25 protein-coding genes and 1 other RNA gene are annotated in these 25,037 nt (G+C 62.0%); 17 read left to right on the forward strand and 9 right to left on the reverse strand.

Going from position 1 to position 25,037, the window contains the following annotated elements; all coding sequences use genetic code 11:
• Nucleotides 1-70: 70 nt before the first annotated feature.
• Nucleotides 71-1,018 (forward strand): AEC family transporter, encoded by a 948-nt coding sequence (locus tag PH551_RS04890; protein ID WP_285192069.1) that lies wholly within the window; start codon nt 71-73, stop codon nt 1,016-1,018.
• A 71-nt stretch (nt 1,019-1,089) separates the two neighbouring features.
• On the opposite strand, the gene PH551_RS04895 is transcribed toward PH551_RS04890, so the two are convergent.
• Nucleotides 1,090-1,653, reverse strand: coding sequence for a c-type cytochrome (locus PH551_RS04895; RefSeq protein ID WP_085776528.1), 564 nt, complete (start codon nt 1,651-1,653; stop codon nt 1,090-1,092).
• A gap of 153 nt (nt 1,654-1,806) precedes the next feature.
• On the opposite strand from PH551_RS04895, the gene PH551_RS04900 reads away from it, so the two are divergent.
• Together PH551_RS04900 and PH551_RS04905 are read left to right on the forward strand one after the other, a co-directional pair.
• The gene (locus PH551_RS04900; protein ID WP_064800235.1) at nt 1,807-2,562 is read left to right on the forward strand and encodes a 3-deoxy-manno-octulosonate cytidylyltransferase; all 756 of its coding nucleotides are present in this window, start codon (nt 1,807-1,809) and stop codon (nt 2,560-2,562) included.
• 10 nt (nt 2,563-2,572) lie between these two features.
• Nucleotides 2,573-3,427, forward strand: a complete 855-nt coding sequence (locus tag PH551_RS04905) for a prephenate dehydratase (RefSeq protein ID WP_097600445.1) — start codon at nt 2,573-2,575, stop codon at nt 3,425-3,427.
• A 19-nt stretch (nt 3,428-3,446) separates the two neighbouring features.
• On the opposite strand, the gene PH551_RS04910 is transcribed toward PH551_RS04905, so the two are convergent.
• The 5 genes from PH551_RS04910 to PH551_RS04930 all read right to left on the reverse strand — a co-directional run bounded on the left by PH551_RS04910 (nt 3,447) and on the right by PH551_RS04930 (nt 6,416).
• Nucleotides 3,447-3,815 carry a VOC family protein gene (locus tag PH551_RS04910; RefSeq protein WP_085776525.1) on the reverse strand — a complete coding sequence of 123 codons (369 nt, stop codon included), beginning with the start codon at nt 3,813-3,815 and terminating at the stop codon, nt 3,447-3,449.
• 130 nt (nt 3,816-3,945) lie between these two features.
• Nucleotides 3,946-4,206, reverse strand: coding sequence for a hypothetical protein (locus tag PH551_RS04915; RefSeq protein ID WP_285192071.1), 261 nt, complete (start codon nt 4,204-4,206; stop codon nt 3,946-3,948).
• 143 nt (nt 4,207-4,349) lie between these two features.
• Nucleotides 4,350-5,045, reverse strand: a complete 696-nt coding sequence (locus PH551_RS04920; protein ID WP_085776523.1) for a helix-turn-helix transcriptional regulator — start codon at nt 5,043-5,045, stop codon at nt 4,350-4,352.
• 4 nt (nt 5,046-5,049) lie between these two features.
• Nucleotides 5,050-6,009, reverse strand: coding sequence for an NAD(+) diphosphatase (nudC, locus tag PH551_RS04925; protein ID WP_285192072.1), 960 nt, complete (start codon nt 6,007-6,009; stop codon nt 5,050-5,052).
• Nucleotides 6,006-6,416 carry an HIT domain-containing protein gene (locus PH551_RS04930; RefSeq protein WP_285192073.1) on the reverse strand — a complete coding sequence of 137 codons (411 nt, stop codon included), beginning with the start codon at nt 6,414-6,416 and terminating at the stop codon, nt 6,006-6,008. The genes nudC and PH551_RS04930 overlap by 4 nt, the downstream gene beginning before the upstream one ends.
• 89 nt (nt 6,417-6,505) lie before the next feature.
• Between PH551_RS04930 and ffs the strand changes: the two genes are divergently transcribed.
• The 3 genes from ffs to PH551_RS04945 all read left to right on the forward strand — a co-directional run bounded on the left by ffs (nt 6,506) and on the right by PH551_RS04945 (nt 8,859).
• An RNA gene (ffs, locus tag PH551_RS04935) (signal recognition particle sRNA small type) lies at nt 6,506-6,602 on the forward strand.
• 45 nt (nt 6,603-6,647) lie between these two features.
• Nucleotides 6,648-8,513 (forward strand): DNA polymerase III subunit gamma/tau, encoded by a 1,866-nt coding sequence (locus PH551_RS04940; protein WP_285192074.1) that lies wholly within the window; start codon nt 6,648-6,650, stop codon nt 8,511-8,513.
• Nucleotides 8,514-8,535: 22 nt separating this feature from the next.
• The gene (locus PH551_RS04945; protein ID WP_004676719.1) at nt 8,536-8,859 is read left to right on the forward strand and encodes a YbaB/EbfC family nucleoid-associated protein; all 324 of its coding nucleotides are present in this window, start codon (nt 8,536-8,538) and stop codon (nt 8,857-8,859) included.
• 89 nt (nt 8,860-8,948) lie between these two features.
• On the opposite strand, the gene PH551_RS04950 is transcribed toward PH551_RS04945, so the two are convergent.
• Nucleotides 8,949-9,599, reverse strand: a complete 651-nt coding sequence (locus tag PH551_RS04950; RefSeq protein ID WP_285192075.1) for an MOSC domain-containing protein — start codon at nt 9,597-9,599, stop codon at nt 8,949-8,951.
• A gap of 18 nt (nt 9,600-9,617) precedes the next feature.
• Between PH551_RS04950 and recR the strand changes: the two genes are divergently transcribed.
• Both recR and PH551_RS04960 read left to right on the forward strand, forming a co-directional pair.
• Nucleotides 9,618-10,223, forward strand: a complete 606-nt coding sequence (gene recR, locus PH551_RS04955) for a recombination mediator RecR (protein WP_285192076.1) — start codon at nt 9,618-9,620, stop codon at nt 10,221-10,223.
• An 11-nt stretch (nt 10,224-10,234) separates the two neighbouring features.
• Nucleotides 10,235-11,473 (forward strand): lytic murein transglycosylase, encoded by a 1,239-nt coding sequence (locus tag PH551_RS04960; RefSeq protein WP_285192077.1) that lies wholly within the window; start codon nt 10,235-10,237, stop codon nt 11,471-11,473.
• Nucleotides 11,474-11,479: 6 nt separating this feature from the next.
• Here the strand turns inward: PH551_RS04960 and PH551_RS04965 are convergent, their stop codons facing one another.
• Both PH551_RS04965 and PH551_RS04970 read right to left on the reverse strand, forming a co-directional pair.
• The gene (locus PH551_RS04965) at nt 11,480-11,935 is read right to left on the reverse strand and encodes a GNAT family N-acetyltransferase (RefSeq protein ID WP_285192078.1); all 456 of its coding nucleotides are present in this window, start codon (nt 11,933-11,935) and stop codon (nt 11,480-11,482) included.
• 8 nt (nt 11,936-11,943) lie between these two features.
• The gene (locus tag PH551_RS04970) at nt 11,944-13,623 is read right to left on the reverse strand and encodes an MFS transporter (protein ID WP_285192079.1); all 1,680 of its coding nucleotides are present in this window, start codon (nt 13,621-13,623) and stop codon (nt 11,944-11,946) included.
• A gap of 196 nt (nt 13,624-13,819) precedes the next feature.
• Here PH551_RS04970 and rimP point away from each other — a divergent pair, with 196 nt between their 5' ends.
• From rimP to pnp, 9 genes are all read left to right on the forward strand, one after another.
• A complete protein-coding gene (gene rimP, locus PH551_RS04975) occupies nt 13,820-14,425 on the forward strand; it encodes a ribosome maturation factor RimP (protein ID WP_041678513.1) in 606 nt (201 codons plus the stop codon).
• A 60-nt stretch (nt 14,426-14,485) separates the two neighbouring features.
• On the forward strand, nt 14,486-16,087 hold the full coding sequence (gene nusA / locus PH551_RS04980) for a transcription termination factor NusA (RefSeq protein ID WP_064800221.1): 1,602 nt from the start codon (nt 14,486-14,488) through the stop codon (nt 16,085-16,087).
• Nucleotides 16,084-16,776, forward strand: a complete 693-nt coding sequence (locus tag PH551_RS04985) for an RNA-binding protein (RefSeq protein ID WP_176536342.1) — start codon at nt 16,084-16,086, stop codon at nt 16,774-16,776. Before nusA ends, PH551_RS04985 begins: the two co-directional genes overlap by 4 nt.
• A 102-nt stretch (nt 16,777-16,878) precedes the next feature.
• Nucleotides 16,879-19,635, forward strand: coding sequence for a translation initiation factor IF-2 (infB, locus tag PH551_RS04990; RefSeq protein WP_285192080.1), 2,757 nt, complete (start codon nt 16,879-16,881; stop codon nt 19,633-19,635).
• A gap of 150 nt (nt 19,636-19,785) precedes the next feature.
• Complete coding sequence (gene rbfA / locus PH551_RS04995; RefSeq protein WP_009993666.1) at nt 19,786-20,190, forward strand: 30S ribosome-binding factor RbfA; 405 nt, start codon at nt 19,786-19,788, stop codon at nt 20,188-20,190.
• Between the two features lie 12 nt (nt 20,191-20,202).
• On the forward strand, nt 20,203-21,135 hold the full coding sequence (truB, locus tag PH551_RS05000) for a tRNA pseudouridine(55) synthase TruB (protein WP_285192081.1): 933 nt from the start codon (nt 20,203-20,205) through the stop codon (nt 21,133-21,135).
• A gap of 99 nt (nt 21,136-21,234) precedes the next feature.
• The gene (locus tag PH551_RS05005; protein ID WP_285192082.1) at nt 21,235-22,086 is read left to right on the forward strand and encodes an alpha/beta fold hydrolase; all 852 of its coding nucleotides are present in this window, start codon (nt 21,235-21,237) and stop codon (nt 22,084-22,086) included.
• Between the two features lie 150 nt (nt 22,087-22,236).
• Entirely contained in the window at nt 22,237-22,506 is a 270-nt protein-coding gene (rpsO, locus tag PH551_RS05010; RefSeq protein WP_009997779.1) for a 30S ribosomal protein S15, read from the forward strand.
• A gap of 349 nt (nt 22,507-22,855) precedes the next feature.
• Nucleotides 22,856-24,994: a polyribonucleotide nucleotidyltransferase gene (gene pnp / locus PH551_RS05015; protein WP_011423507.1), complete on the forward strand. Its 2,139-nt coding sequence runs from the start codon at nt 22,856-22,858 to the stop codon at nt 24,992-24,994.
• Nucleotides 24,995-25,037 lie beyond the last annotated feature (43 nt).

Below are 25,037 nucleotides of genomic sequence, written 5' to 3' on the forward strand. Positions count from 1 at the left end.
AATCCATTCCGATTTTCGGGCCGATGCTGTAGAGGTCGGATATTCCCCTCCCCGCAGAGCATCCCGCCTCATGTCAGCCATCATTCTCGACGTCCTTCCTATCTTCATCCTGATCCTCATCGGCTGGGTGATCGTTCGCAGCGGCCTGATGGCATCGAATGTCGGCGACGCGCTCAGCGAATTCGTCTTCAAGATCGCCGTGCCGCTTCTGCTCTTCCGTACCATCGCCGAAGCGGATTTCCACGGCGCCTCCCCTTTCCGGCTCTGGATCGTCTATTTCTCCGGTGTCGCCATCACCTGGACGGCCGGGCATATCGCCGCCACACGGCTTTTCGGCCGCGACGAACGGATCGGCGTACTTGCCGGGGTGTCCTCAGCCTTCGCCAACAACGTCTTCATCGGGCTGCCGCTCGTTCAGCGAACCATCGGCGACGAAGGGCTGGTGGCGTTGTCGATCCTGCTTGCCGTGCATCTGCCTGTCATGATGGTCGCCGGCACAGTGCTGATGGAGCACGCGGAGCGCAAGATCGCCGGCAAAAGCGACCGCAGCATGGTGTTCGTGCTTCGCCAGATCGCCATCAATCTCATACGCAATCCGTTGGTGATCGGGCTTGCGGCCGGCATGGCCATACACCTTTCCGGCCTTACCATGACAGCGACGCTGGCGACGGTCGTCAATCAGATCGCCGGCATTGCCGGTCCGGCGGCGCTGATCTCGCTCGGCATGGCGCTGGAGAGATACGGCGTCTCCGGCAATTTCGGCATTGCCAGCGTCACCTCGAGCTTAAAGCTGCTGCTGCTGCCCGGTTGCGTCTGGGCGGCGAGCCATCTCCTCGGTCTCAGCCCTGCATGGACGGCAGCGATCGTGCTGACCTCGTCGGTGCCGACCGGCGTCAACGCCTGGCTGATCGCCAACCGGTTCGGCGTCGGTCACAGCCTCGCCGCCTCGACGATCACGGTGACAACGGCGCTCGGCGCCATCACGGTCTCGCTCTGGGCTTATTTCCTGGGCGCCTGAGCGGGTCTCGGCAAATAAGAAAAGCCCGGCTTGCGAGCCGGGCTTTTCCATGAATGCGATCATCGTGCCGTTCACTGCGTGGCCGTTTTCGGATCCGGAAGCGGCACCGGCGAATCAGCGAGCGTGTGCAGGTAGAGGATGACGTTGGCGCGATCCTGATCCTTCGCCAGACCGGCGAAGCCCATCGCGGTGCCTGGAACGTCCTTCTTCGGCGCCAGCAGGAACTTGTTGAGGTTCTCGAAAGTCCACTTCTCGCTGCCGCCCTTGGAGAAATCCTTCATCGCAGCGGAATAGGCAAAGCCCTCATGCGAGGCGATCGGGCGATCTACGACACCAAAGAGGTTCGGACCGACCTTGTTCGGTCCGCCTTTGGTGCCGTCATGACAGGCCTGACACTTCTTGAAGATCGCTTCACCGGCCTTGGCATCTGCAGAAGCGAGCAACTGGGCGATCGGAACGGCAGCAGCCGGCGCAGCTTCACCGCCGGCGGCAGGCGCCTCTTCGGCAACAATCGCGAAACCTTCCTTCTCCGGCGCTTCGGAATGGAAGATCCCCTCGGACGCGATGGAGACCGACATCAGAACGAAAATCGTTCCGAGCAGTGCCCCCACGGCCGTATTGACGTATGAATTCATCTGCAATGCTCCCCTTGCAGCCGGCAGACCAGAACCGGACCATCTTGAAATCGCGCGGAACCTATGTCTTTTGACTGTTCGTTGCAACTGTCTAAATGGTCTTATGCGTGAGACTTTTTGACACTTTTCAGCCCGGAATAGAAGGCCCGAACCATGCGTGATTCAAATTTCGACGACGTGCTCGTATTGATCCCGGCACGGATGGCCTCCACCCGGCTTCCGGGCAAGCCGCTCGCGGATATTTGCGGACTGCCGATGATCGTGCAGGTGGCCATGCGCGCAAAAGAAGCCGAAATCGGCCGCGTCGTCGTCGCCGTCGACGATCCGCAAGTGTTCGATACGGTGGCCGCCGCCGGTTTCGAAGTCGTCATGACCAGCAAGGATCATCAATCCGGCTCGGACCGCATCTTCGAGGCGTTGAAGAAGGTTGATCCGGACGGCAAGGCGAAGTTCATCGTCAACGTCCAGGGCGACCTGCCGACGATCGAGCCGGAAACGGTGCGGGCGGCCTTGCGCCCCCTCGAGAACGAAGCGGTCGATATCGGCACGCTCACCATCGAAATCGACAACGAGGAGGACAAGACTGCGCCGCACATCGTCAAGGTCATTGGCTCGCCGATTTCTGACACCCGCCTGCGCGGCCTCTACTTCACGCGCGCGACGGCGCCCTACGGCAAGGGGCCGCTGTACCATCATATCGGTCTCTATGCCTATCGGCGCGCGGCGCTCGAACGGTTCGTGTCGCTCGGCCCGTCGACGCTTGAAAAGCGCGAATCGCTGGAGCAGTTGCGGGCACTGGAGGCCGGCATGCGCATAGATGCCGAGATCGTTGACACGGTTCCGCTCGGTGTCGATACTCCGGCCGACCTCGAAAAAGCGCGACGCATCCTCTCTGCACGGCAGAACTGACGGGACTATCATGAACATCAAGACCAACAGGATCGCCTTCCAGGGCGAATTCGGCGCCAATTCCGACATGGCCTGCCGCGACATGTTTCCGACAATGGAGCCGCTGCCCTGCCAGACTTTCGAGGATGCCTTCACGGCGGTCGACAATGGCGACGCCGATATCGCAATGATCCCGATCGAGAATACCATTGCCGGACGCGTCGCCGACATCCATCATCTGCTGCCGGAATCGCGGCTGCATATCATCGGCGAATATTTCATGCCGATCCGCTTTCAGCTGATGGTTCTGCCCGGGGTCACCAAGGATGAGATTCGCACCGTCCACAGCCATATCCACGCCCTCGGACAGTGCCGCAAGATTGTGCGCGCTCACGGCTGGAAGCCTGTCATCGCCGGCGATACGGCAGGCGCTGCAAAACTCGTGAAGGAAACCGGCGATCGCTCGATGGCGGCGCTTGCTCCGCGCCTTGCCGCTGATCTCTACGGGCTGGAGATCGTCGCCGAGAATGTCGAGGATACGGAAAACAACGTCACCCGTTTCGTGATCCTGTCGCGCGATGAGGAATGGGCGCAACGCACTTCGGCTGAGGAAAAGGTCGTCACCACCTTCGTCTTCAACGTTCGCAACATTCCGGCTGCGCTCTACAAGGCGCTCGGCGGGTTTGCGACGAACAACATCAACATGACGAAGCTCGAAAGCTATCAGCTCGGCGGAAAATTCGTGGCGACGCAATTCTACGCCGATATCGAGGGCCATCCGAACGATCCGAACGTTCGCCGAGCATTGGAGGAGCTGCGTTTCTTCTCCGAAAAGGTGCGCATCCTCGGGGTCTACAAGGGGCATGTGATGCGAGGCCTGCTTTAACAGGCCTCGCGCTCTCTCATTATTTATCCGGCTCGCATACGCGGAGCCGATGCCCGTCCGGGTCGAGCACGACGAAGGTCGGGCCGAAATCGAGTTCAGTCAGTTCCTGGGCAATCGGCAGGCCACGCTGACGCCAGTCATCATATTGCCTGGCCACGGCATTTTCTCCGGCCAGCATGAAGGCCACTTCGCCTCGATTGCCGATGGCCGAGGGCTGCGGCTCGACCTTGCTGCGCCGCCAGAGACCAAGGGTGAAGCCGCCATCGAGCGGGAAGGCCACGAAATTCGGCGCTTCGACGGCCGGCTCGCGGTTCAGGAGGTTCCGATAGAAGCTCGCGCTCTCTGCCGGATCCTTGACATAGAGAATTATCAGATTGGGGCTGGTCATTTCGGTTCTCCCGTTGCTGTAAGTTGGGTCCGCGAGATCTCCTGCTGCCAATTTATGGCAGGAGGAAATAAAGGGCGCTGCGAAGGCAACGCCCGTTCTCGGCAAGTGGATGAGTTGGACAATCAGATGTTTAAAGCGGGAACCGGTCCTGGAGGCGCGGGTTGCGCCCATCCATGAAACCGAGGTCGCGCTTGCGGGAATCCGGTATGGCTTCGATATCGAGTTTCGAGCGGTTGCTCTCGGAGAACCGGAAAAAGCTCATAGCCAGGCGCAGGAGGCCGGAGCGTGCCGACTGCCGGACGTCGGCAAAAGTCTCGGCGGAAATGATGTCGGCAAAGCTATCGGAGGCGAAGCGATCACCGGCCTGTTGAATGACTGGAGGCGTTACCATGATCAGTACTCCTTCCCAAGCGCATCGGCACGATGCGCTAAACCTGGATGTCACAGCGTCCTTGCGCGTCCGAAGACGCGCGGCGCTGTAGTGAAGTGAGACTGATAATAACTCTCCCTGCTGACAGTTTATGGCAGCAGCGTTCAAGTCTCCAGCGGCACGTCCTGCGTCTCGCGCCATTCCTTTAGGAGCGCTGTGCGGCGACGGGGATAACGCATCTCATGGACCGCCATATCAATGATGCGATCGGTGCGGAAATGGCGGAAATCCTGGCGCAGTTCGCACCAGGCCATGATGATGCGCACATGCTCGAAATAGCCGAGCGCGAAGGGCCAGACACGGCGACGGGAGATACGGCCCTGCTCGTCGCCGTAATGCAGTTCGAGCACGCGCTCCAGACGGATCGCTTTGCGGATAGCCGAAACATCGGCCCTGTCCTCGTCCTGGCGCTTGCGGCCGACGAAGAGTGTCGCCGAATCGACCATGTCACGCATGTCGGCCGGCAGCACGGCGACGATCTTGGCGAGCGCATCGGCGCCGGCGCCGGCAAGGCGCGGCTCGGCCGCACGGGCCACCCAGCGCGAACCGAGCACCAAGGCTTCCAGCTCTTCTTCGGAAAACATCATCGGCGGCAGCATGAAGCCGGGCTTCAGCACATAGCCGATGCCCGCTTCGCCTTCGATCATCGCGCCCTGGGCCTGCAGGCTGGCAATATCGCGATAGAGCGTGCGAAGGCTGACGCCGGTTTCCTGGGCAAGAACAGTTCCGGTCACCGGCCGCCGATAACGCCGAAGCGTCTGCAGCAGCGTCAGCAGCCGTTCCGAGCGGGCGACCGGCATGGTGTTACCGCTTCCACTCCGCCCAGTCGCGCATCAGGCGGTGGGCGATCGCCCCTTTCGGCGGAGAGGCCTTGCCCGTCGCACTCGGGCGTTCCAGCATCTCAATTGTTTCCTCGCGGGTGAACCAGCGGCAATCCTCGAGTTCCGTCTCGTCGCGCGTAATTTCGGTCGATTTGGCCTCAGCGTAACAGCCGATCATCAGCGAATGCGGCATCGGCCAGGGCTGCGAGGCATGATAGCGGATACGGCCGGTGCGGATGCCCGATTCCTCCAGCGTTTCGCGGCGCACGGCATTCTCGATCGTCTCGCCGGGTTCGACGAAACCGGCAAGGCAGGAATACATGCCAGGCGCGAAATGCGGGCTGCGCCCGAGCAGGCAGAGGTCGCGCGTCTCGTCGACCGTCAGCATGATGACCACGGGGTCGGTTCGAGGGAAGATCATGTGTTCGCAGGCGGTGCAGACGCGTTTGTAGCCGCCGATATGAATCTCCATCGCCGCGCCGCAACGGCCGCAAAAGCGGTTGTCGCCATTCCAGCGGATGAGGCTTGCGGCCTGAGCGAATTCGCCGAGCAAGACTTCGTCGATCAGCATCTCGCGAAAGAGCGTGCGGCCGTCGGCCGGCTTGTATTGGCTGGCGAGATCTTCGACGTCGATGCCGACGGGAACGGCAAGGCGCGGCTCGCCTGATTTGCGGTAGCCGAGCAGCACCGTCTCGTCCCAATCCGGCTGTAATTCCTGCAATTCGTAACGGGCAAACAGCGGATCGAGCACCTGGCCGTCATGTTTCAGCACCAGCTTGTCCCGGGCGAAGGCAAAGATATGGGTGCCGTCCTTGGCCAGCGCCCTTTCGACGGAATGTTCGTCACGATGTTCGGAATCGCGATTGAGGTCGTTGGCGGCAAAGGCAGTGAGATTGCTGGGTTCCGGATGGGGCACATCCGAATCGAAAAGCGAATGGTTCATGATGAAAGGGCTTCCCGCAGCTTTGCTGTGAATTCGTCTCTCCTTGCGTCCTCGTAAAGCTCAGCGCGCCCGAAACCCCAAACGGGACCCGGCCAGTTGGCGTCGCCTTCGAAGCGGGCAATGACATGAACATGAAGCTGGCGGACGATATTGCCAAGAGCCCCGATATTGATTTTTGTCGCGCCGGTGATGTCTTTCAAGGCCTTGGCGACAAGCTCCGTCTCGAAGGCGAGCAGCACCTGATCGAGCGGCGTCAACTCGAAGATTTCGGTAATTCCAGCCCGGCGCGGGACCAGAATGAGCCACGGCCAGCGGGCATCCTTGGATAATCTAAGATCACAGAGACCGGTGACCATGATGCTGACGCTGTCGTTTTCCAGCCGGGGGTCGAGCACAAAACCGTCCAAGGGACATTCCTCCTGTCTTTTCCTAGGACTAGCAGTTTTTTTGGATGTTGGCTTGCTTTTGATGACGATATTGCCGATATGTGCATCCGGGAGGTTGGTGGTGGACGAGCCACTCGCCAACCGGGTCAGGTCCGGAAGGAAGCAGCCCTAACGAGCCCGGCACGGGTCATCGTGCCAGCCTCCCACCTTCTCTCCACGAAATGCTCGACGATTCGGGCGACAAGCAGGGCGATGAGCGATACCGAGCGACAATCAAAAGATGCCGCCTCGACGGGCACCGGATACCGGGTGCTGGCTCGCAAATACCGCCCCAAGGATTTCACGGACCTGATGGTCGGCCAGGAGCCGATGGTCCGCACGCTCACGAACGCCTTCGAGACCGGCCGCATTGCCCAGGCTTATATGCTGACTGGCGTGCGCGGCGTCGGCAAGACGACGACGGCGCGCATCCTGGCGCGCGCGCTGAATTATAAGACGGCTGATATCGACAAGCCGACGATCGACCTGCGCGTGCCTGGCGAACATTGCCAGGCAATCATGGAAGGCCGGCATGTTGACGTGATCGAAATGGATGCCGCCTCCCATACCGGCATCGACGATATAAGAGAAATCATCGAGCAGGTGCGCTACCGGCCGGTTTCGGCGCGCTACAAGGTCTATATCATCGACGAAGTGCACATGCTGTCGACCCAGGCCTTCAACGGCCTGCTGAAAACGCTGGAAGAGCCGCCGGAGCATGTGAAGTTTATCTTCGCCACCACCGAGATCCGCAAGGTGCCGATCACCGTGCTGTCGCGCTGCCAGCGCTTCGACCTGCGCCGCATCAGCGCGTCGGATCTCGTCGGGCTGTTTTCGACAATCGCGGCCAAGGAGGGCATCGAGGCGGAACCGGACGCGCTGGCGATGATCGCGCGCGCCGCCGAAGGCTCTGCCCGCGACGGCCTGTCGCTGCTCGACCAGGCGATCGCCCATGGCGCAGGCGCCGTGCAGGCGGAAGCGGTGCGCGGCATGCTCGGCCTTGCCGACCGCGCCCGGATCGTCGATCTCTTTCAGCAAATCGTCAAAGGCGATGTGGCCGGTGCACTCGGCGAGTTCCAGAGCCAGTACGAGGCCGGCGCCAATCCGGTGGTCGTGCTGACCGATCTTGCCGATTTCACCCATCTGGTGACGCGACTGAAATATGTGCCGGATGCGGCAAACGACCCTTCTCTGAGCGAGATCGAGCGCACCAAGGCGGCGGAATTCGCTAGGGGTGTTGCGGTGACGACGCTGTCGCGCATCTGGCAGATGCTGCTGAAGGGCATTCCCGAAGCGGAAGGCTCGTCGCGCACGGCGGGGGCGGCCGAAATGGTGCTGATCCGGCTCGCGCACGCCGCGCATCTGCCGGCGCCCGAGGATGCGGCGCGGCGGCTTGCGGAGTTTTCCGGCGATAATGCCGGCCAGCGCCCCTCCTCACCCTCCGGCAATGGCGGCGGCAACGGAACGCGGGTTCCCTATCAGAGCAGCGTTGCCGCACGGGCGACGGAGCCGACACCACGGCCGCAGCCCTCGGGGCCGACCGCGATGCTGCGCGCCGTGCCTAATCCGGAGCCGCAGAATATCGGTCGTACCGAGGCAAAGCCCGCAGAGGCTCCGAAGCCGCTCGTGCGTGTCAATTCCATCGCCGATATCGTCGAGCTTGCGGCCGAGAAGCGCGACGTCAAATTAAAGGCGCTGGTGCGCAACTTCGTGCGCCCGGTCCGTCTGGAGCCCGGCCGGCTTGATGTGAACCTCACCGAAGGCGCGCCGAATACGCTGCTCAACGAGCTCGCCGTCAAACTCAAGGAATGGACCGGAATCCATTGGATCGTCAGCACCAGCCGCGAAGAAGGCGGGCCGACGATGGTGGAGGCAGAGGCCAAGGCGCAGGAACAGCGCGTCAGCGATGCGCGTCAGGATCCCGATGTCGCGGCAATCCTGGCGCATTTCCCCGGCGCCAAGATCATCGACGTGCGCGTGCGGGCGCCTGAACCGGAGGAGGAAGGCGAGTTGAAGCCGCCGGCCGCCGCCGAATCCGAGGAAGGTGACATCCTACCCGGCGACGACATAGAATTTTGACGTTTCAACAAGGAGCGAGACGATGCGCGACATCATGGGCATGATGGGCAAAGTCAAGGAAATGCAGGCGAAGATGGAGCAGATGCAGGCGGAGATCGCCGAGCTCACCGCCGAAGGCAAGGCGGGCGGCGGCCTCGTCACCGTCGTCATCTCGGGCAAGGGCGAGCTGAAAAGCCTGAAAATCGACCCATCGCTGTTCAAGGAAGACGATGTCGAGATCCTCGAGGACCTGATCGTCGCCGCCCACAAAGACGCCAAGGACAAAGCCGAGGCGCTCGCCGCCGAAAAGACCAAGGCGCTCACGGCCGGCCTGCCGATCCCGCCCGGCTTCAAACTGCCGTTTTGATAGCAGGCATTGGTCTTCCTTTTGACTGCAGTTCCGATAGCCGATGCTGCTATCGGGCCGGCGATCCCCACAGAACGCCGTTCTTAACGCTACGCTTCTAGCGTCGCCCGTAGCTTATGGTGAATGGGAGCGGCGAGATATCGCGACCGGTCTGCCTCCGAAAGCCGTTGGCCGAATGTTTTCATAAGCTCCGGCATCGTCACCCTCTCTCCGGAAAAGGGATGATACTCGACCGTCACTCCGGCCTCGACCAAGCCGCCTCTGACGACGCGGCAGTAAATGCCGGGGCGGGCGGCCACCGTATAGCGCCTGACGAATTTCGGATCGGCCATCCTGGCCGCAAAGGTGGCGCAGGGAATGCGGCAGGCGGTGGCCTCAAGAATAAGATCGCCTGCTATGAATCGGTCGCCGACGGCGACGCCGCGGTTGTCGAGGCCTGAGATCACCATGTTTTCGCCGAAGGTGCCGGGTTCATGCGGCCCGCCAAGCTTCCTGCTCCACCAGTCGAGCGTCAGCGATCCCTCGACATAAACCGCCTGATCGACACCGCCATGATGCTTGCGGTTGCAGATGGCATCGCCGACCAGCCCTTCGGCATCGATCATCACGGCGCCGTTGACGGCATGTTTGAAGATACCAGTCTTGTAGCTCTTGCCGGCCAGCTTTTCCGCATTGCCGATGCACAGCGCCAGGATTTTCATGGGACGGCCGCTCCTTCCGCGATTCCGTTTTCGTTGCATATCAGTTAAGAACGGCGCATGGCAAAACGAGTCACCGGCCCCGAAATCGAAAAACTCATCCAGCTTCTGGCGAAAGTGCCGGGCCTCGGGCCGCGCTCGGCGCGCCGGGCGGCACTGCATCTGATCAAGAAGAAGGACCAGTTGCTCGGCCCGCTGTCAAACGCCATGGGCGAAGCCTACGACAAGGTGAAGATCTGCTCGCGCTGCGGCAACGTCGATACAACAGACCCCTGCACCGTCTGCACCGATACGCAGCGAGATCAATCCGTCATCATCGTCGTCGAGGACGTGTCGGACCTCTGGGCGCTGGAGCGGGCGCGCGCGATGAACGCCGCCTATCACGTGCTCGGCGGCACACTGTCGCCGCTCGACGGGATCGGGCCCGACGATCTCAATATCCGCGGACTGATCGACCGGATCGGCGAAGGCGGCATCCGCGAGCTGATCATCGCGGTCAATGCGACCGTCGAGGGGCAGACGACGGCGCATTACATTACTGACCAGTTGCAGGGGCTCGACGTGAAGATTACGCGATTGGCGCATGGCGTGCCTGTGGGCGGCGAGCTCGACTATCTCGATGAGGGCACGCTCGCGGCCGCGCTGCGGGCACGGACGGTGATATGAGGGGATTGTTTATGCTGCGAATATTCGCGCTGGCCATAACGGCCGCGCTCCTCCCCCTCACCTCCCACGCAGCCCCTTCCAAAGCCGATGTCGAGGCACAATTCCAAAAATGGGTGCAGAGCGACCTCTGGCCCGAAGCAAAAGCGGGCGGTGTTTCCGAGAAGACCTTCAAGGCCGCTTTCTCAGGCATCACGCTGAACTGGAACCTCCCGGATCTTGCTCCGCCTGGTTTCCCGCCGCCGAGGGAGCAGAAGCAGACGCAGGCGGAATTTTCCTCGCCCGGCCCCTATTTCAACGAGGACCGGCTGAAGAAGCTCGCCGCGACAGGGCGCGGCTTTGCCGCACAATATGGCTCGACGCTGAAGAGGATCGAGAAGACCTATGGCGTGCCGGGCTCGATCGTGCTTGCCATCTGGGGCCGCGAGACGGGGTTCGGGGCCGCGAAGATCCCGGAATCGGCGATCGAAGTGCTGGCGACCAAGGCCTTCATGTCGACTCGCAAGGAGATGTTCCGCACCGAGCTGGTGGCGGCACTGCATATTCTCGACGGCGGCGACGTCACGCCTGCCGACTTCAAGGGCTCGTGGGCCGGGGCGCTCGGACAGCCGCAATTCATGCCGACTAGTTATCTGAAATATGCCGTGGATTTCGACGGCGACGGCCACCGCAACATCTGGACCTCGGTGCCGGATACGCTCGCCTCGATCGCCAACTATCTGGTCAAGAAGGGCTGGCAGCGCGATCGCGACTGGGGCTTCGAGGTGTCGATACCCGAAGCGGTCTCCTGCGCGCAGGAGGGGCCTGATCTGGCAAAGCCGCTTTCGCACTGGGCCTCGCTCGGCATCGAGCGCATCTCCGGCAAAGCCTTTCCCTCAGGTGAGATGAAGGCTCAAGGAATGATGCTGGTGCCGGCCGGCCGCGACGGCCCGGAATTCATTGTCACGCCGAATTTCTATATCATCAAGGAGTATAACAACTCCGACCTCTACGCGCTTTATATCGGCAATCTCGCCGACCGGATCGCCTCGAACGGCGGCGCCTTCGAGGGCCAATGGGGCGATGTCGGCAAGATGCTGCGTTCGGATGTCGCCGCCATGCAGAAGGCGCTGGAGCGGCAGGGTTATGACGTCGGCGGCACCGACGGACTGCCGGGCTACAAGACGCGGCGCTCGATCGGCCAGTGGCAGGCAAAGAACGGCATGAAACCGACATGCTTTCCCGAAGCCGGCATGAAGGGCAAGCTGAAGTAGACGGATTCACAGGTTGCGCTTCAGTCCTTCGTGGCTGGCGACAAAACCGAGCTTCTCGTAGAAGCGGATCGAGTCTTTCCGTGTCTTGTCCGATGTCAGCTGCACGAGGCCGCAACCGCGCTCGACGCATTGGGCGACCGCCCATTCGATGAATTGCGCGCCGAGGCCGGCTGCCCGAAACTCTCTTGCGATACGCACGCTTTCGATCTGCCCGCGCCACATACCGGTTCGGGAGAGGCCGGGAAGAAAGCTCAGCTGCAGGCAGCCGACGACCTGGTCGGAGGCGTCGGTTGCGACAGCCAGCAACTGGTTGGCGTCCGCCTCGATCGCCGCGAAGGCCGAAAGATAACGCGCATCGACGGGATCGGAGACGATTTCCCTGGCGGCGCCGAGATCGTCATCGGCGAGAAGCCTTACGATGGCTGCGAGATCGGATAGACGGGCGAGCCTGAAACTGTACATGGCTGCTCTCAATGATGCAGATCGATCGGCGCTTTATGGAAGACATCATCGCCTGGCGGGATGGCCTGGCGCTCGATCATGCGGTGGACATGGGGCGGACCTTCGCCGCGATGGAGCGCGCGCAGCCTGTCGATGTTTTCAGCATCGGCCTGCGTGCGCCGCTGGTTGTGTCTGATGTACTCGACCCAGGTCGGCGTATGGTAGCTTTCCGTCCAGAGGCCAGGATTTTCGAGATCGCGCATCAGCGCCCAATGCCGGGCGCCGTCGCGGATGCGGATGCGGCGGCGCTCGCCCATCAGCGCCATGAATTCCGCCAGATCGTCGTCGGCGATCTCGTAATCGACCTGAATGACGATCGGGCCGCTGCGCGGGGTGATGTCGAGGCTTAAGGCCGGCGCGGTGAAGCGGTTCAGCGGATCGAGATTGAGCGAGGCGAAGGCCGGCATCGAAAACCGCAGCCCGATCGCAATGCCGAGCAGCAGTACGACCGACGCCATCAGCAGCGCATCGGCGACCCCATAGCGGTCCGCCGCAACACCCCAGAGCCAACTGCCACCGGCAATGCCGCCGAAGGTGACGGTCTGATAAAGCGACAGCGCGCGCCCGACCACCCAGCGCGGCGTCGACAGTTGGACGATGGTGTTGAAGAGCGAAAGTGCGGAGACCCAACAGGCGCCCGAAATGAGCAGCCCGGCTGATGTGAGGACGGCGCTCGGACTGATGGCGGCGATGACGGCGCTCAGCGCAAAGCCGGCAAAGGCGAGGCGGATGATCGTCTCGCTGGACAGCGCCTGGCGAATTCTTGCACTCAGCACCGCACCGCCGATCGCGCCGATACCGAAGGCGCCGAGCATGAAGCCATAAGTCAGCGGACCGCCAGCAACGAGATCAAGCGCGACGACCGGCAGCAGCGCCAGGATCGAGCTCGCGCCGACGCCGAAAACCAGTCCTCGCACGAGGACCTTTTCGAGATTGGGCGACATCGAGACGTAGCGCAGGCCGGCAAAGATGGCGCTGCCGAGCGCCTCCCTCGGCAGAGTCGAGACCGGTGTGCTCGGCCGCCAGCGCAGCAGGGCGTAGATCAGAGCGAGGTAACTCAGGGTGTTGACCGCGAAGGCCGCGGCAGCACCCGCAGCCGCCACAATGACGCCGCCGATCGCCGGGCCGACGCTGCGGGTGATGTTGAAACCCATGCTGTTCAGCGTGACCGCACCCGGCAGATCGGCGCGCGGCACCATATCGCCGACGGAGGCCTGCCAGGAGGGATTGTTAAGCGCTGTGCCGCAGCCGATCAGGAAGGTGAAGAAGAGCAGCAGCCAGGGCGTGATCCAGCCGAGAAGGGCTGACGCCGTAAGCAAGGCCGAAACCGTCAGCATCATGCACTGCGCCGTCAGCATGACCCGGCGGCGATCAAAATTATCGGCCAACGCCCCCGATACCAGCGAAAACAGCATGATCGGCAACGCCGTCGAGGTCTGCACCAGCGCGACCATATCCTCCGAAGCGGTGATCGTCGTCATCATCCAGGCAGCACCCACCGCCTGGATGAGGCCGCCAAAATTCGAGGAAAGGCTGGCAAACCAGATGGCACGGTAGGTATCGTGCCGCAACGGCGCCAGTGTCGCTGAGGTGTAGGCCACGATTTCTCCCGCTTTTGTTTTTGAGCCCCACAGGCAATATATGCGCAAGACGTTCGCTGGCCATAGGCTCGTTCGCCTTGCCGGAAGCGAAATCGCGGAATCGGTCGCAGACCTTGCAATTTCGGAAAAACCCGACTATATGGCTCTCAAATTCTTGATCGCTTGATGAAGAGTGGGCCGCAAGGACCCGCTCTTTTTTATTAGCTCGATCGCCCGAACAGCTTGAAATTGCGAGGAGCGCCGCTTGTCGGACATGACAAACGCAGACAACGAACTTGAGCCGCGGCTGATTACCGAAACCGGGCTCGACCAGCGTCTTGCCGATATCATCGAACCCGTTCTCGTCGGCATGGGCTTCCGGCTCATCCGCGTGCGCATGCTGAACCAGAACGGCGCGACGATGCAGGTGATGGCCGAGCGCAATGACGGCACGATGACGGTTCAGGACTGCGAAGAAGTCTCGATGGCGATTTCTCCCGTCCTCGATGTGGAAGATCCGATCGATAAAGAGTATCATCTTGAGGTGTCTTCGCCCGGCATCGACCGTCCGATGGTGCGGAAATCCGATTTCGTCCGCTGGCAAGGCCACCTTGTAAAGTGCGAGACGTCGATCATGATCGGCAACCGCAAACGCTTCCGCGGCAAGATCGTCGAAGCAGACGCCGATGGATTCACGCTCGAGCGTGACCAGGTCGCCTACGGGGAAGAGCAGAAGGTCATCATTCCCTTCACGGCGCTTAGCGATGCGAAGCTCATTCTGACCGACGATCTGATCCGCGATGCGCTGCGCGCCGACAAGCTGGCGAAAGCGCAGGCCGCCAACCAGAACGAAGCAGACGACCAGGAATAACCGATCAACAGACCGCTCCCAGGGACGGGAACCCTGGAGTAAAGACGGAGAAACAAGACAATGGCAGTCAGTGCGAACCGGCTCGAACTTCTGCAGATCGCAGATGCAGTGGCGCGCGAAAAAGTTATCGACCGGGAGATCGTGCTTGCCGCAATGGCCGATGCCATCCAGAAGGCGGCGCGCTCCCGTTACGGCACCGAATCCAACATCCGGGCCGACATCAATCCGAAGACCGGTGAAATCCGTCTGCAGCGCCTGCTCGAAGTGGTCGACAAGGCGGAGGATTATTCGACGCAGATCCCGCTGGAGCTTGCCCGCGACCGCAATCCGGACGCAGCCCTCGGGGATTTCATCGCCGATCCGCTGCCGCCGATGGATTTCGGCCGCATCGCCGCACAATCCGCCAAGCAGGTGATCGTGCAAAAGGTGCGTGAAGCCGAGCGCGACCGCCAGTTCGACGAATTCAAGGATCGCGTCGGCGAAATCGTCAACGGCACCGTCAAGCGCGTCGAATACGGCAACGTCATCGTCGATCTCGGCCGTGGTGAAGGCATCATCCGCCGCGACGAAATGATCCCGCGGGAGAACGTGCGCTATGGCGATCGCGTGCGTGCATACGTATATGATGTTCGTCGGGAGCAGCGTGGTCCGCAGATTTTCCTGTCTCGCACGCATCCGCAGTTCATGGTGAAGCTCTTCACCATGGAAGTGCCTGAGATCTACGACGGCATCATCCAGGTGAAGTCGGTCGCCCGTGATCCGGGCTCGCGCGCCAAGATCGCGGTGATTTCGAACGACTCGTCGATCGATCCGGTCGGCGCCTGCGTCGGTATGCGCGGCTCGCGCGTCCAGGCCGTCGTCGGCGAACTCCAGGGTGAGAAGATCGACATCATCCCCTGGAGCCAGGACCCGGCGACCTTCGTGGTCAACGCCCTGCAGCCGGCCGAAGTGGCCAAGGTCGTTCTCGACGAGGACGCCGAGCGCATCGAAGTCGTCGTTCCCGACGAGCAGCTGTCGCTTGCGATCGGCCGCCGCGGCCAGAACGTCCGCCTTGCTTCGCAGCTGACCGGCTGGGATATCGACATCATGACGGAGGCCGAGGAATCGGAACGCCGTCAGAAGGAATTCAACGAACGCACCAACCTGTTCATGGATTCGCTCGACGTCGACGAAATGGTCGGCCAGGTTCTGGCGTCCGAAGGCTTTGCCGCCGTCGAAGAACTGGCCTATGTCGATCTCGACGAGATTTCCTCGATCGACGGTTTCGACGAAGAGACCGCGCAGGAAATTCAGCAGCGCGCCCGCGAATTCCTCGAGCGTCTCGAAGCCGAGATGGACGAGAAGCGCAAGGCGCTCGGCGTTGAAGACGAACTGCGCCAGATCGACGGCATGACCGCCCAGATGATGGTGGCGCTCGGCGAGGACGGGATCAAGACGATCGAGGATTTCGCCGGTTGTGCGGCCGATGATCTCGTCGGCTGGAGCGAACGGAAGAACGGCGAAACGAAGAAGTTCGAAGGCCTGTTCTCGAAGTTCGATGTCTCGCGTGTCGAGGCCGAGCAAATGATCGTCCAGGCCCGCCTCGCGGCTGGCTGGATCACCGAAGAGGACCTGGCGAAGGGGACCGAAGAAGAGGTCACCGAAGCCGAACAGGAAGCATGATGACCGCGCATGAGCCGAACGTTCTTCCCGAGGACGACGATCTTGCAGGGTATGACGTGAACGGACGCATGTGCATCGTGACGCGCGAAAGCGGATCGCCGGAAGAGCTGATCCGCTTCGTCGCGGCTCCCGACGGAACCGTCGTCGCCGACCTGAAGCGCGAGCTTCCGGGACGCGGCTGCTGGGTGAAGGCCGACCGGTCGCTGGTCGACAGGGCGGTGGCGAAAAAGCTGTTCGCCCGGGCGCTGAAAGCGGAAGTGAAAGCGGCGGACGATCTCGGCGCAAGCGTCGACCGGCTGCTGGCTGCGCAATTGATGCAGATGATGAACATGGCGCGCAAGGCCGGCCAGTTCGTCAGCGGCGCCTCGAAAGTGGATGCCGCGGTCAGAAGTGGAGCAGCCCTTGCGGTGTTCCACGCAACTGACGCAGCGGATGATGGAGTGCGAAAAATCGACCAGGCCCGCAAGGCCTGGCACCTCGGAATGGAGACCGAGGAGGAGATACCTTCCTACCGTTTCTTCTCGGAGAGCGAAATGGAAGGCCTGATGGGCCAGAATGCTTTTATCCATGCCGCAGTGCTTGCAGGGCAGGCGGGTGAGGGTGTAGTGAAGCGCGCAAAGATGCTCGAACAGTACCGTATTGGCGGTCAGTCCCGGGCAGCGGGCGGCGCTGGCCGGCAAAAACAATGAGGCGGTCACCGGCATCGGCCGGTTTCATTCTCATTGATCGACAGTATTTGAACGACAGGGTCTGATCTAGTCATCGCTCCCTGTCCGAAGGAACGGGAACGAATGACCGATAGTAACGACGACAAGACACTCAGCGTAACGGGCAAGAAGACGCTCACCCTGAAACCATCGGGGATGAGCCAGGGTACCGTTCGCCAGGATATGGGTCGGGGTCGCACCAAGGCGGTCGTGGTCGAGACCCGCAAGCGGCGCCCGATGCGCCCGGAAGACGAAAAGCCGATCACGCCTGCGGCCCCCGCAGCCCCGGTTCGCGCAGCCGAACCGGCGCCGGCACCTGCTCAGGCGCGTCCGCAGCAGTCGACGCCGGCACCCCGGATTCATCAGCCCGGTGGCGGCCAAGCCAACCAGCGTCCGCAGCAGTCCTATCAGCAGCCGCGTCCGAACGATCGCCCGCGCCCTGTCGTGCTGAACCATCTGTCGCCTGAGGAAATGGATGCGCGCCGCCGTGCGCTCGCCGAATCCCAGGCGCGTGACGCCCAGGATGCGATCCGCCGCGCCGAGGAAGACAAGCGCCGCGCCGCCGAAGAGGCTGTCCGCAAGGCAGCCGAAGCGGAGGATGCCGCACGCAGGGCGGCCGAAGAGGCAGCCCGGCAGGCCGAAGCGGCTGCTGCTGCCGCCGAACCGGCAGCCGCTGCAGCCGCGCCGGCTCCGGCAGTGACCGAAGCCCGTCCGAGCACGCCGCGGCCGGCATCATCGGCTCCGGCTGCCCGCCGGCCTGATGGAGCAGCGCCCGCTGGCGCCCGTCCGACCCCCGGCGCCGCCACACCGGTCGGCGCCCGTGGCCGCCGCGATGATGATGGCGACGACGATCGGGGCGCCGCGCGCGGCGGTCCGGCCCGTGGCCGCATCGTCCGTCCGGAACCCGCAAAGCCGGTAACCACGCGTCCGAAGACGGATGACGAGCGCCGCCGCGGCAAGCTGACGATCACCACTGCCGATGTGGACGGCGAGGACGCCGGCCGCAGCCGTTCGCTTTCGGCGATGCGCCGCCGGCAGGAGAAGTTCCGCCGCAGCCAGATGCAGGAGACTCGCGAGAAGATTTCCCGCGAAGTCGTCCTGCCTGAGACCATCACCATTCAGGAACTGTCGCAGCGCATGTCCGAACGCGCCGTCGACGTCATCAAGTACCTGATGAAAGAAGGCCAGATGATGAAGCCGGGCGACGTCATCGACGCCGACCTTGCCGAACTCATCGCCGGCGAATTCGGCCATACCGTCAAGCGTGTCTCTGAATCCGACGTCGAACTCGGCATCTTTGACATCGCCGACGTTGAAGGCGACCGCGTTTCGCGTCCGCCCGTCGTCACCATCATGGGCCACGTCGACCACGGCAAGACCTCGCTGCTCGACGCCATCCGCCATGCCAACGTGGTTGCCGGCGAAGCCGGCGGCATCACGCAGCATATCGGCGCCTATCAGGTGGAGCAGAACGGCCAGAAGATCACCTTCATCGACACCCCCGGCCACGCCGCCTTCACGGCGATGCGTGCCCGCGGCGCGCAGGCGACCGACATCGCGATCCTCGTCGTGGCAGCTGACGACAGCGTCATGCCGCAGACGATCGAATCGATCAATCACGCCAAGGCAGCCGGTGTTCCGATCATCGTGGCGATCAACAAGATCGACAAGCACGAAGCCGATCCGCAGAAGGTGCGCAACCAGCTTCTGCAGCACGAAGTCTTCGTGGAATCGATGGGCGGCGAAACACTTGACGTCGAAGTGTCGGCCAAAACAGGCAAGAACCTCGACAAGCTGCTCGAAGCCGTTCTGCTGCAGGCGGAAATCCTTGACCTCAAGGCCAATCCGAACCGCACCGCGGAAGGCACCGTCATCGAAGCCCAGCTCGACCGCGGCCGCGGCTCGGTTGCCACGGTTCTCGTTCAGAACGGTACGCTGAAGCCCGGCCAGATCATCGTCGCAGGCGACGTCTGGGGCCGTGTGCGCGCCCTCGTCAACGACAAGGGCGAGCATATGAAGGAAGCGCCGCCGGCGATGCCCGTCGAAGTGCTTGGCCTTTCCGGCACGCCGCAGGCGGGTGACAAGTTCGCCGTGGTCGAGAGCGAAAGCCGCGCCCGCGAAATCTCGGAATACCGCCAGCGTCTTGCCCGGGACAAGGCGGCCGCCCGCCAGTCGGGACAGCGCGGTTCGCTGGAACAGATGATGACGCAGATGCAGAGCACCGGCATCAAGGAGTTCCCGCTCGTCATCAAGGGCGACGTGCAGGGTTCGATCGAAGCGATTGCCGGCGCGCTGGAAAAGCTTGGCACCGACGAGGTCCGTGCCCGCATCGTCCATTCGGGCGCAGGCGGCATCACGGAGTCGGATATTTCGCTCGCCGAAGCCTCGAACGCGGCCATCATCGGCTTCAACGTTCGCGCCAATGCGCAGGCGCGCCAGTTCGCCGAACGCCAGGGCATCGAGATCCGCTACTACAACATCATCTACGACCTCGTGGATGACGTGAAGGCAGCGATGTCGGGCCTGCTGTCGCCGGAACGGCGCGAGACCTTCATCGGCAATGCCGAGATCCTGGAGGTGTTCAACATCACCAAGGTCGGCAAGGTCGCAGGCTGCCGTGTCGTCGAAGGCAAGGTCGAGCGCGGGGCGGGCGTCCGCCTTATCCGCAACGACGTTGTCGTTCACGAAGGCAAGCTCAAGACCCTCAAGCGCTTCAAGGACGAAGTCTCCGAAGTGCCGATGGGCCAGGAGTGCGGCATGGCCTTCGAAAACTACGAAGACATGCGCGTCGGCGACGTCATCGAGTGCTTCCGCGTCGAACATATCACGCGCACGCTCTAATCCTCTGCGTTCCAGCAGCTTGACAAAAGCCATCCGCTCTCCGGCGGGTGGCTTTTCTACCTGCCGGCTTGACCTTTTCAGCCAAAAGAGTCATGGACGCTCTCCTTTGACGGGTTCGATTCCCAGCCGCATCGGCAAACAGAGATAACAATGACCAGACCAACATCCTCCGCGCCTTCGCAGCGCATGCTGCGCGTTGGCGAACAGGTCCGCGCCGCGATCACCCAGGTGCTGCAGCGCGGCGAAGTGCGTGACGACATCATCGAGGCGACCGTGATTTCGATCTCCGAAGTGCGCATGTCGCCCGATCTCAAGATAGCCACGGCTTATGTGACACCGCTCGGCGTTTCCGACCACAGCATCGTCATCGAGGCATTGAACCGCCATGCGAAGTTCATCCGCGGCCGGCTCGGGCCGCAGCTTCGGCAGATGAAATACATGCCGGAGGTGCGCTTCCGGGACGACACCAGCTTCGACAACTACAAGAAGATCGACGAGCTCTTGCGTTCGCCCGAGGTGAGCCGAGATCTCGACGGCGACAACGACGAACAATAATAGAAGAGACTGATGTCCAAACCACGCAAACCCAAGGGCCGGCCGATTTCCGGCTGGCTGATTCTCGACAAGCCGGTGGATTTCGGCTCGACGGAAGCCGTTTCCAAGATCAAGTGGCTCTACAAGGCGCAGAAGGCCGGCCATGCCGGCACGCTCGATCCGCTCGCCTCCGGCATGCTGCCGATCGCGCTCGGCGACGCGACCAAGACGGTTCCCTATGTAATGGACGGCCGCAAGATCTATGAATTCACGGTGAGCTGGGGAGAGGAGCGCGCGACCGACGACCTCGAAGGCGAGGTCACGCAGACATCCGACAAGCGTCCGACCGAACAGCAGATCCGCGACATCCTGCCAAAATATATTGGCACGATCAGCCAGGTCCCGCCGCAGTTTTCCGCCATCAAGATAGCGGGTGAACGCGCATACGACCTGGCGCGCGAAGGGGAAACCGTCGAGATCCCCTCGCGCGAGGTGGAGATCTTCCGGCTGACCCTGCTTGCCTGCCCGGACGCCAATACCGCGCATTTCGAAGTGGAATGCGGCAAGGGCACCTATGTCAGGGCGCTGGCCCGCGATTTCGGCCGCGAGCTCGGCTGCTACGGCCATATATCAGGGCTGCGGCGCACCTTTGTCGCGCCCTTTTCGGAAGACGCCATGGTGCCGCTCGCAAACCTCGTGGCACTCGAAGCGATCGAGGATATGGACGAGCGGCTTGCCGCCCTCGACGCGCTGCTCATCGACACCTGCGAAGCATTGTCGGCCCTGCCTCATCTCGTCATCAACGAAGATCAGGCGCACCGGCTGAAGATGGGCAATCCGATCCTGGTGCGCGGCCGCGATGCGCCGATTGCTGAAAGCGAAGCCTATGCGACGGCACGCGGCAGGCTGATCGCGATCGGCGAAATCGGCCAGGGCGAGTTTCGACCGAAGCGGGTTTTCGCCTGAGTCCGTTACCACTGACGATTGTCAGGCGCTAGCGATGCGATATCTTCCTTTCGGGCCATAGCGCCCGAGGGGCCATGGTGGCCCGACAAGGGGATGAAAATGCGCGCAACCGCTATCGGAGTACTGACGTTCTTTTCGATGTTCCTGACCATCGCCGGCGCTCAATCCGCCGAGCGCTGGGCCGAGCTGCCGGCCTTTCCTTCGATGCCCGCGGCGACGACGAGCGGCGTGGCCGATGTGAACGACATCAAGATGTATTATGCCGAATATGGTGAAGGCGAACCGATCCTCTTCATCCATGGCGGCCTTGGAAATGCCGACGTCTGGGGTCACCAGATCGCCGATTTCGCCAGGGATCACCTGGTCATCGTCGCCGACAGCCGCGGCCATGGCCGCTCGACGCGCAGCCAGCAGCCTTTCGGCTACGATCTGATGACATCGGATTACGTGGCCCTTCTCGACCATCTGAAGATCGGCAAGGTGACGCTGGTGGGATGGTCGGACGGCGGCATCATCGGCATCGACATGGCAATGAAACATCCGGAGAAACTGACTCGCGTCATCGCCCAGGCGGCCAACGTCACGACCGATGGCGTCAAGGCCGACGTCTTGAAGAACAAGACCTTCAGCCACTACATCGAGGTTGCCGGTGACCAGTACAGAAAGCTTTCGCCGACGCCGACCGAATACAAAGCCTTCTTCAGACAGATCTCCAAGATGTGGGAGACCCAGCCGGCCTGGACAGCCGCCGATCTTGCGAAGATCTCGGTTCCAGTCACGCTTGCGATTGGCGATCACGATGAAGCCGTCAAGCTCGACCACACGGAAATGATGGCAAAGGAGATACCGGGCGCCAAACTTGTGATCCTTAGGGATGCGAGCCATTTCGCCATGCTGCAGGATCCTGCCGGTTACAACGGGATGATCCGGGATGCGATGGCCGGCCGTTGAAGCCGCCGGGAATACTCCCTCTTTCCATCGCTGCGTATTTGGTTTATAGGCAGCGCCAGCGTCAGGTCCGCCTGCTCGCATTCACGGCCAAAGCTGGACGGCATCCCGGCTTTTGGCGACCTCTTCTCCTCTCATAGAAAGGAACATCCGATGTCGATCACTGCTGAGCGCAAGGCTGCGCTGATCAAGGAATATGCGACTGCCGAAGGCGATACCGGTTCTCCGGAAGTCCAGGTCGCAATCCTGACCGAACGCATCAACAACCTGACCGAACACTTCAAGGACCACAAGAAGGATAACCATTCCCGCCGTGGCCTGCTGACGATGGTTTCGAGCCGCCGCTCGCTTCTTGATTATCTCAAGAAGAAGGATGAAGGCCGTTATTCCAAGCTGATCAACAGCCTGGGTATCCGCCGCTAAAATTGTCCGGCGGGCGCTTTTAAGCGTCCGCCGGATCTGTTTCGGGACGACGTTCCCGATGAAATGTTCCGCCCGCACCCTATCTCAAGCGGTGGAACGACCGGCAGGCCCGGATGGGCCGGTTCTGCCAAACCAACCGCTGACCTGTCATGGGGCAGGATTGCCGGATGCTTTCGGCCAAAGCTCTCCAGGCTTTGGCCCAAGTTTCTCAGGAACTCTCAAGTTCGGGAAACTGCCGATGAAAAGCCTCCCGTTGTCTTGCCCGTGATACGTCACATTGATTGCGGTCGACTGTGCGCTGCGCCCTGATATCGGCGATGGCGCGCGCTCCCGCATTGAAGGACAAGATATGTTTGATACACACACAGTGGAAATCGAGTGGGCCGGCCGCCCGTTGAAGCTCGAAACCGGCAAGATCGCCCGTCAGGCCGACGGTGCGGTTCTCGCCACTTATGGCGAGACCGTCGTTCTTGCCACCGTCGTCTCGGCCAAGGCGCCGAAGCCCGGGCAGGACTTCTTTCCGCTGACCGTCAACTACCAGGAAAAGACCTACGCGGCCGGCAAGATTCCCGGCGGCTATTTCAAGCGTGAAGGCCGTCCGAGCGAAAACGAAACGCTCGTCTCCCGCCTGATCGACCGCCCGATCCGCCCGCTCTTCCCGGAAGGCTACAAGAACGACACGCAGGTCGTCGTCACCGTCGTCCAACACGACCTTGAAAACAATCCCGACATCTTGTCCATGATCGCCTCTTCGGCGGCGCTGACGCTTTCGGGCGTTCCTTTCATGGGCCCGGTCGGCGGCGCGCGCGTCGGCTACATCAATGGCGAATATGTTCTCAACCCGCATCTCGACGAGATGGATGAGTCGAGCCTCGACCTGGTCGTCGCCGGCACCTACGACGCCGTGCTGATGGTCGAGTCCGAAGCCAAGGAACTGCCCGAAGACGTCATGCTCGGCGCCGTCATGTTCGGCCACAAGGGCTTCCAGCCGGTTCTCGACGCGATCATCAAACTCGCCGAAGTCGCCGCCAAGGAGCCGCGCGACTTCCAGCCGGAAGACTATTCCGAGCTCGAAGGCGAGATGCTGAAGCATTTCGAAGCAGAACTCCGCGAAGCTTACAAGATCACCCAGAAGGCCGATCGCTACGCCGCCGTCGACGCCGTCAAGGCAAAGGTCAAGGCGCATTTCCTCCCCGAGGAAGGCGAAGCCAAGTATACGGCCGAGGAAGTCGGCGCGATCTTCAAGCACCTGCAGGCCAAGATCGTCCGCTGGAACATTCTGGACACCAAGAGCCGCATCGACGGCCGCGATCTTGAAACCGTTCGTCCGATCGTTTCCGAAGTCGGCCTTCTGCCGCGCACGCACGGTTCGGCGCTCTTCACGCGCGGCGAAACGCAGGCGATCGTGGTTGCCACGCTCGGCACCGGCGAAGATGAGCAGTATGTCGACAGCCTGACCGGCATGTACAAGGAGCGCTTCCTGCTCCATTACAACTTCCCCCCCTTCTCGGTTGGTGAGACCGGGCGCATGGGCTCCCCAGGTCGCCGCGAGATCGGCCACGGCAAGCTCGCATGGCGCGCGATCCGTCCGATGCTGCCGTCGGCTGAGCAGTTCCCCTACACGCTGCGCGTGGTTTCCGAGATCACCGAATCCAACGGCTCGTCGTCGATGGCAACCGTCTGCGGCACGTCGCTGGCGCTGATGGATGCAGGCGTCCCGCTCGCCAAGCCGGTTGCCGGTATCGCCATGGGCCTGATCCTCGAGGGCGATCGCTTCGCCGTCCTCTCCGACATTCTCGGTGATGAAGACCACCTCGGCGACATGGACTTCAAGGTTGCCGGCACGGCCGATGGCATCACTTCGCTGCAGATGGACATCAAGATCGCAGGCATCACCGAAGAGATCATGAAGGTCGCTCTCGGCCAGGCCAAGGGCGGTCGCGCCCATATCCTCGGCGAAATGGCCAAGGCCATCACCGAAAGCCGCGGCCAGCTCGGCGAATTCGCTCCGCGCATCGAAGTCATGAACATCCCGGTCGACAAGATCCGCGAAGTCATCGGCTCCGGTGGCAAGGTCATCCGCGAAATCGTCGAAAAGACCGGCGCGAAGATCAACATCGAGGACGACGGCACCGTCAAGATCGCCTCCTCTTCCGGCAAGGAGATCGAAGCGGCCCGCAAGTGGATCCACTCGATCGTCGCCGAGCCTGAAATCGGCCAGATCTACGAAGGCACTGTCGTCAAGACCGCCGACTTTGGCGCTTTCGTCAACTTCTTCGGCGCCCGCGACGGCCTCGTCCACATCTCGCAGCTCGCTTCCGAGCGCGTCGCCAAGACGACTGATGTCGTCAAGGAAGGCGACAAGGTCTGGGTCAAGCTGCTCGGCTTCGACGAACGCGGCAAGGTTCGCCTGTCGATGAAGGTCGTCGACCAGGCTACTGGCCAGGAGATTCCGAACGAGAAGAAGAAGGAAGAAGCGGCCGAATAAGCCGCCTCTGCCAGCTTCAATTCCGGGCGCGGAATCTTCCGCG

The sequence above is a fragment of the Rhizobium atlanticum genome (assembly GCF_030182485.1).
Classification (GTDB): domain Bacteria; phylum Pseudomonadota; class Alphaproteobacteria; order Rhizobiales; family Rhizobiaceae; genus Rhizobium.

Coding starts and splice junctions, on each gene's coding strand:
- PH551_RS04965 (WP_285192078.1), bottom strand. CDS start 11,935: ATGTACAGTTTCAGGCTCGCCCGTCTATCCGATCTCGCAGCCATCGTA.
- PH551_RS04945 (WP_004676719.1), top strand. CDS start 8,536: ATGCGCGACATCATGGGCATGATGGGCAAAGTCAAGGAAATGCAGGCG.
- rpsO (WP_009997779.1), top strand. CDS start 22,237: ATGTCGATCACTGCTGAGCGCAAGGCTGCGCTGATCAAGGAATATGCG.
- truB (WP_285192081.1), top strand. CDS start 20,203: ATGTCCAAACCACGCAAACCCAAGGGCCGGCCGATTTCCGGCTGGCTG.
- nudC (WP_285192072.1), bottom strand. CDS start 6,009: ATGAACCATTCGCTTTTCGATTCGGATGTGCCCCATCCGGAACCCAGC.
- PH551_RS04900 (WP_064800235.1), top strand. CDS start 1,807: ATGCGTGATTCAAATTTCGACGACGTGCTCGTATTGATCCCGGCACGG.
- PH551_RS04890 (WP_285192069.1), top strand. CDS start 71: ATGTCAGCCATCATTCTCGACGTCCTTCCTATCTTCATCCTGATCCTC.
- PH551_RS04950 (WP_285192075.1), bottom strand. CDS start 9,599: ATGCAACGAAAACGGAATCGCGGAAGGAGCGGCCGTCCCATGAAAATC.
- PH551_RS05005 (WP_285192082.1), top strand. CDS start 21,235: ATGCGCGCAACCGCTATCGGAGTACTGACGTTCTTTTCGATGTTCCTG.
- PH551_RS04910 (WP_085776525.1), bottom strand. CDS start 3,815: ATGACCAGCCCCAATCTGATAATTCTCTATGTCAAGGATCCGGCAGAG.
- recR (WP_285192076.1), top strand. CDS start 9,618: ATGGCAAAACGAGTCACCGGCCCCGAAATCGAAAAACTCATCCAGCTT.
- PH551_RS04960 (WP_285192077.1), top strand. CDS start 10,235: ATGCTGCGAATATTCGCGCTGGCCATAACGGCCGCGCTCCTCCCCCTC.
- PH551_RS04985 (WP_176536342.1), top strand. CDS start 16,084: ATGATGACCGCGCATGAGCCGAACGTTCTTCCCGAGGACGACGATCTT.
- PH551_RS04905 (WP_097600445.1), top strand. CDS start 2,573: ATGAACATCAAGACCAACAGGATCGCCTTCCAGGGCGAATTCGGCGCC.
- nusA (WP_064800221.1), top strand. CDS start 14,486: ATGGCAGTCAGTGCGAACCGGCTCGAACTTCTGCAGATCGCAGATGCA.
- pnp (WP_011423507.1), top strand. CDS start 22,856: ATGTTTGATACACACACAGTGGAAATCGAGTGGGCCGGCCGCCCGTTG.
- PH551_RS04915 (WP_285192071.1), bottom strand. CDS start 4,206: ATGGTAACGCCTCCAGTCATTCAACAGGCCGGTGATCGCTTCGCCTCC.
- PH551_RS04895 (WP_085776528.1), bottom strand. CDS start 1,653: ATGAATTCATACGTCAATACGGCCGTGGGGGCACTGCTCGGAACGATT.
- PH551_RS04940 (WP_285192074.1), top strand. CDS start 6,648: ATGAGCGATACCGAGCGACAATCAAAAGATGCCGCCTCGACGGGCACC.
- infB (WP_285192080.1), top strand. CDS start 16,879: ATGACCGATAGTAACGACGACAAGACACTCAGCGTAACGGGCAAGAAG.
- PH551_RS04920 (WP_085776523.1), bottom strand. CDS start 5,045: ATGCCGGTCGCCCGCTCGGAACGGCTGCTGACGCTGCTGCAGACGCTT.
- rbfA (WP_009993666.1), top strand. CDS start 19,786: ATGACCAGACCAACATCCTCCGCGCCTTCGCAGCGCATGCTGCGCGTT.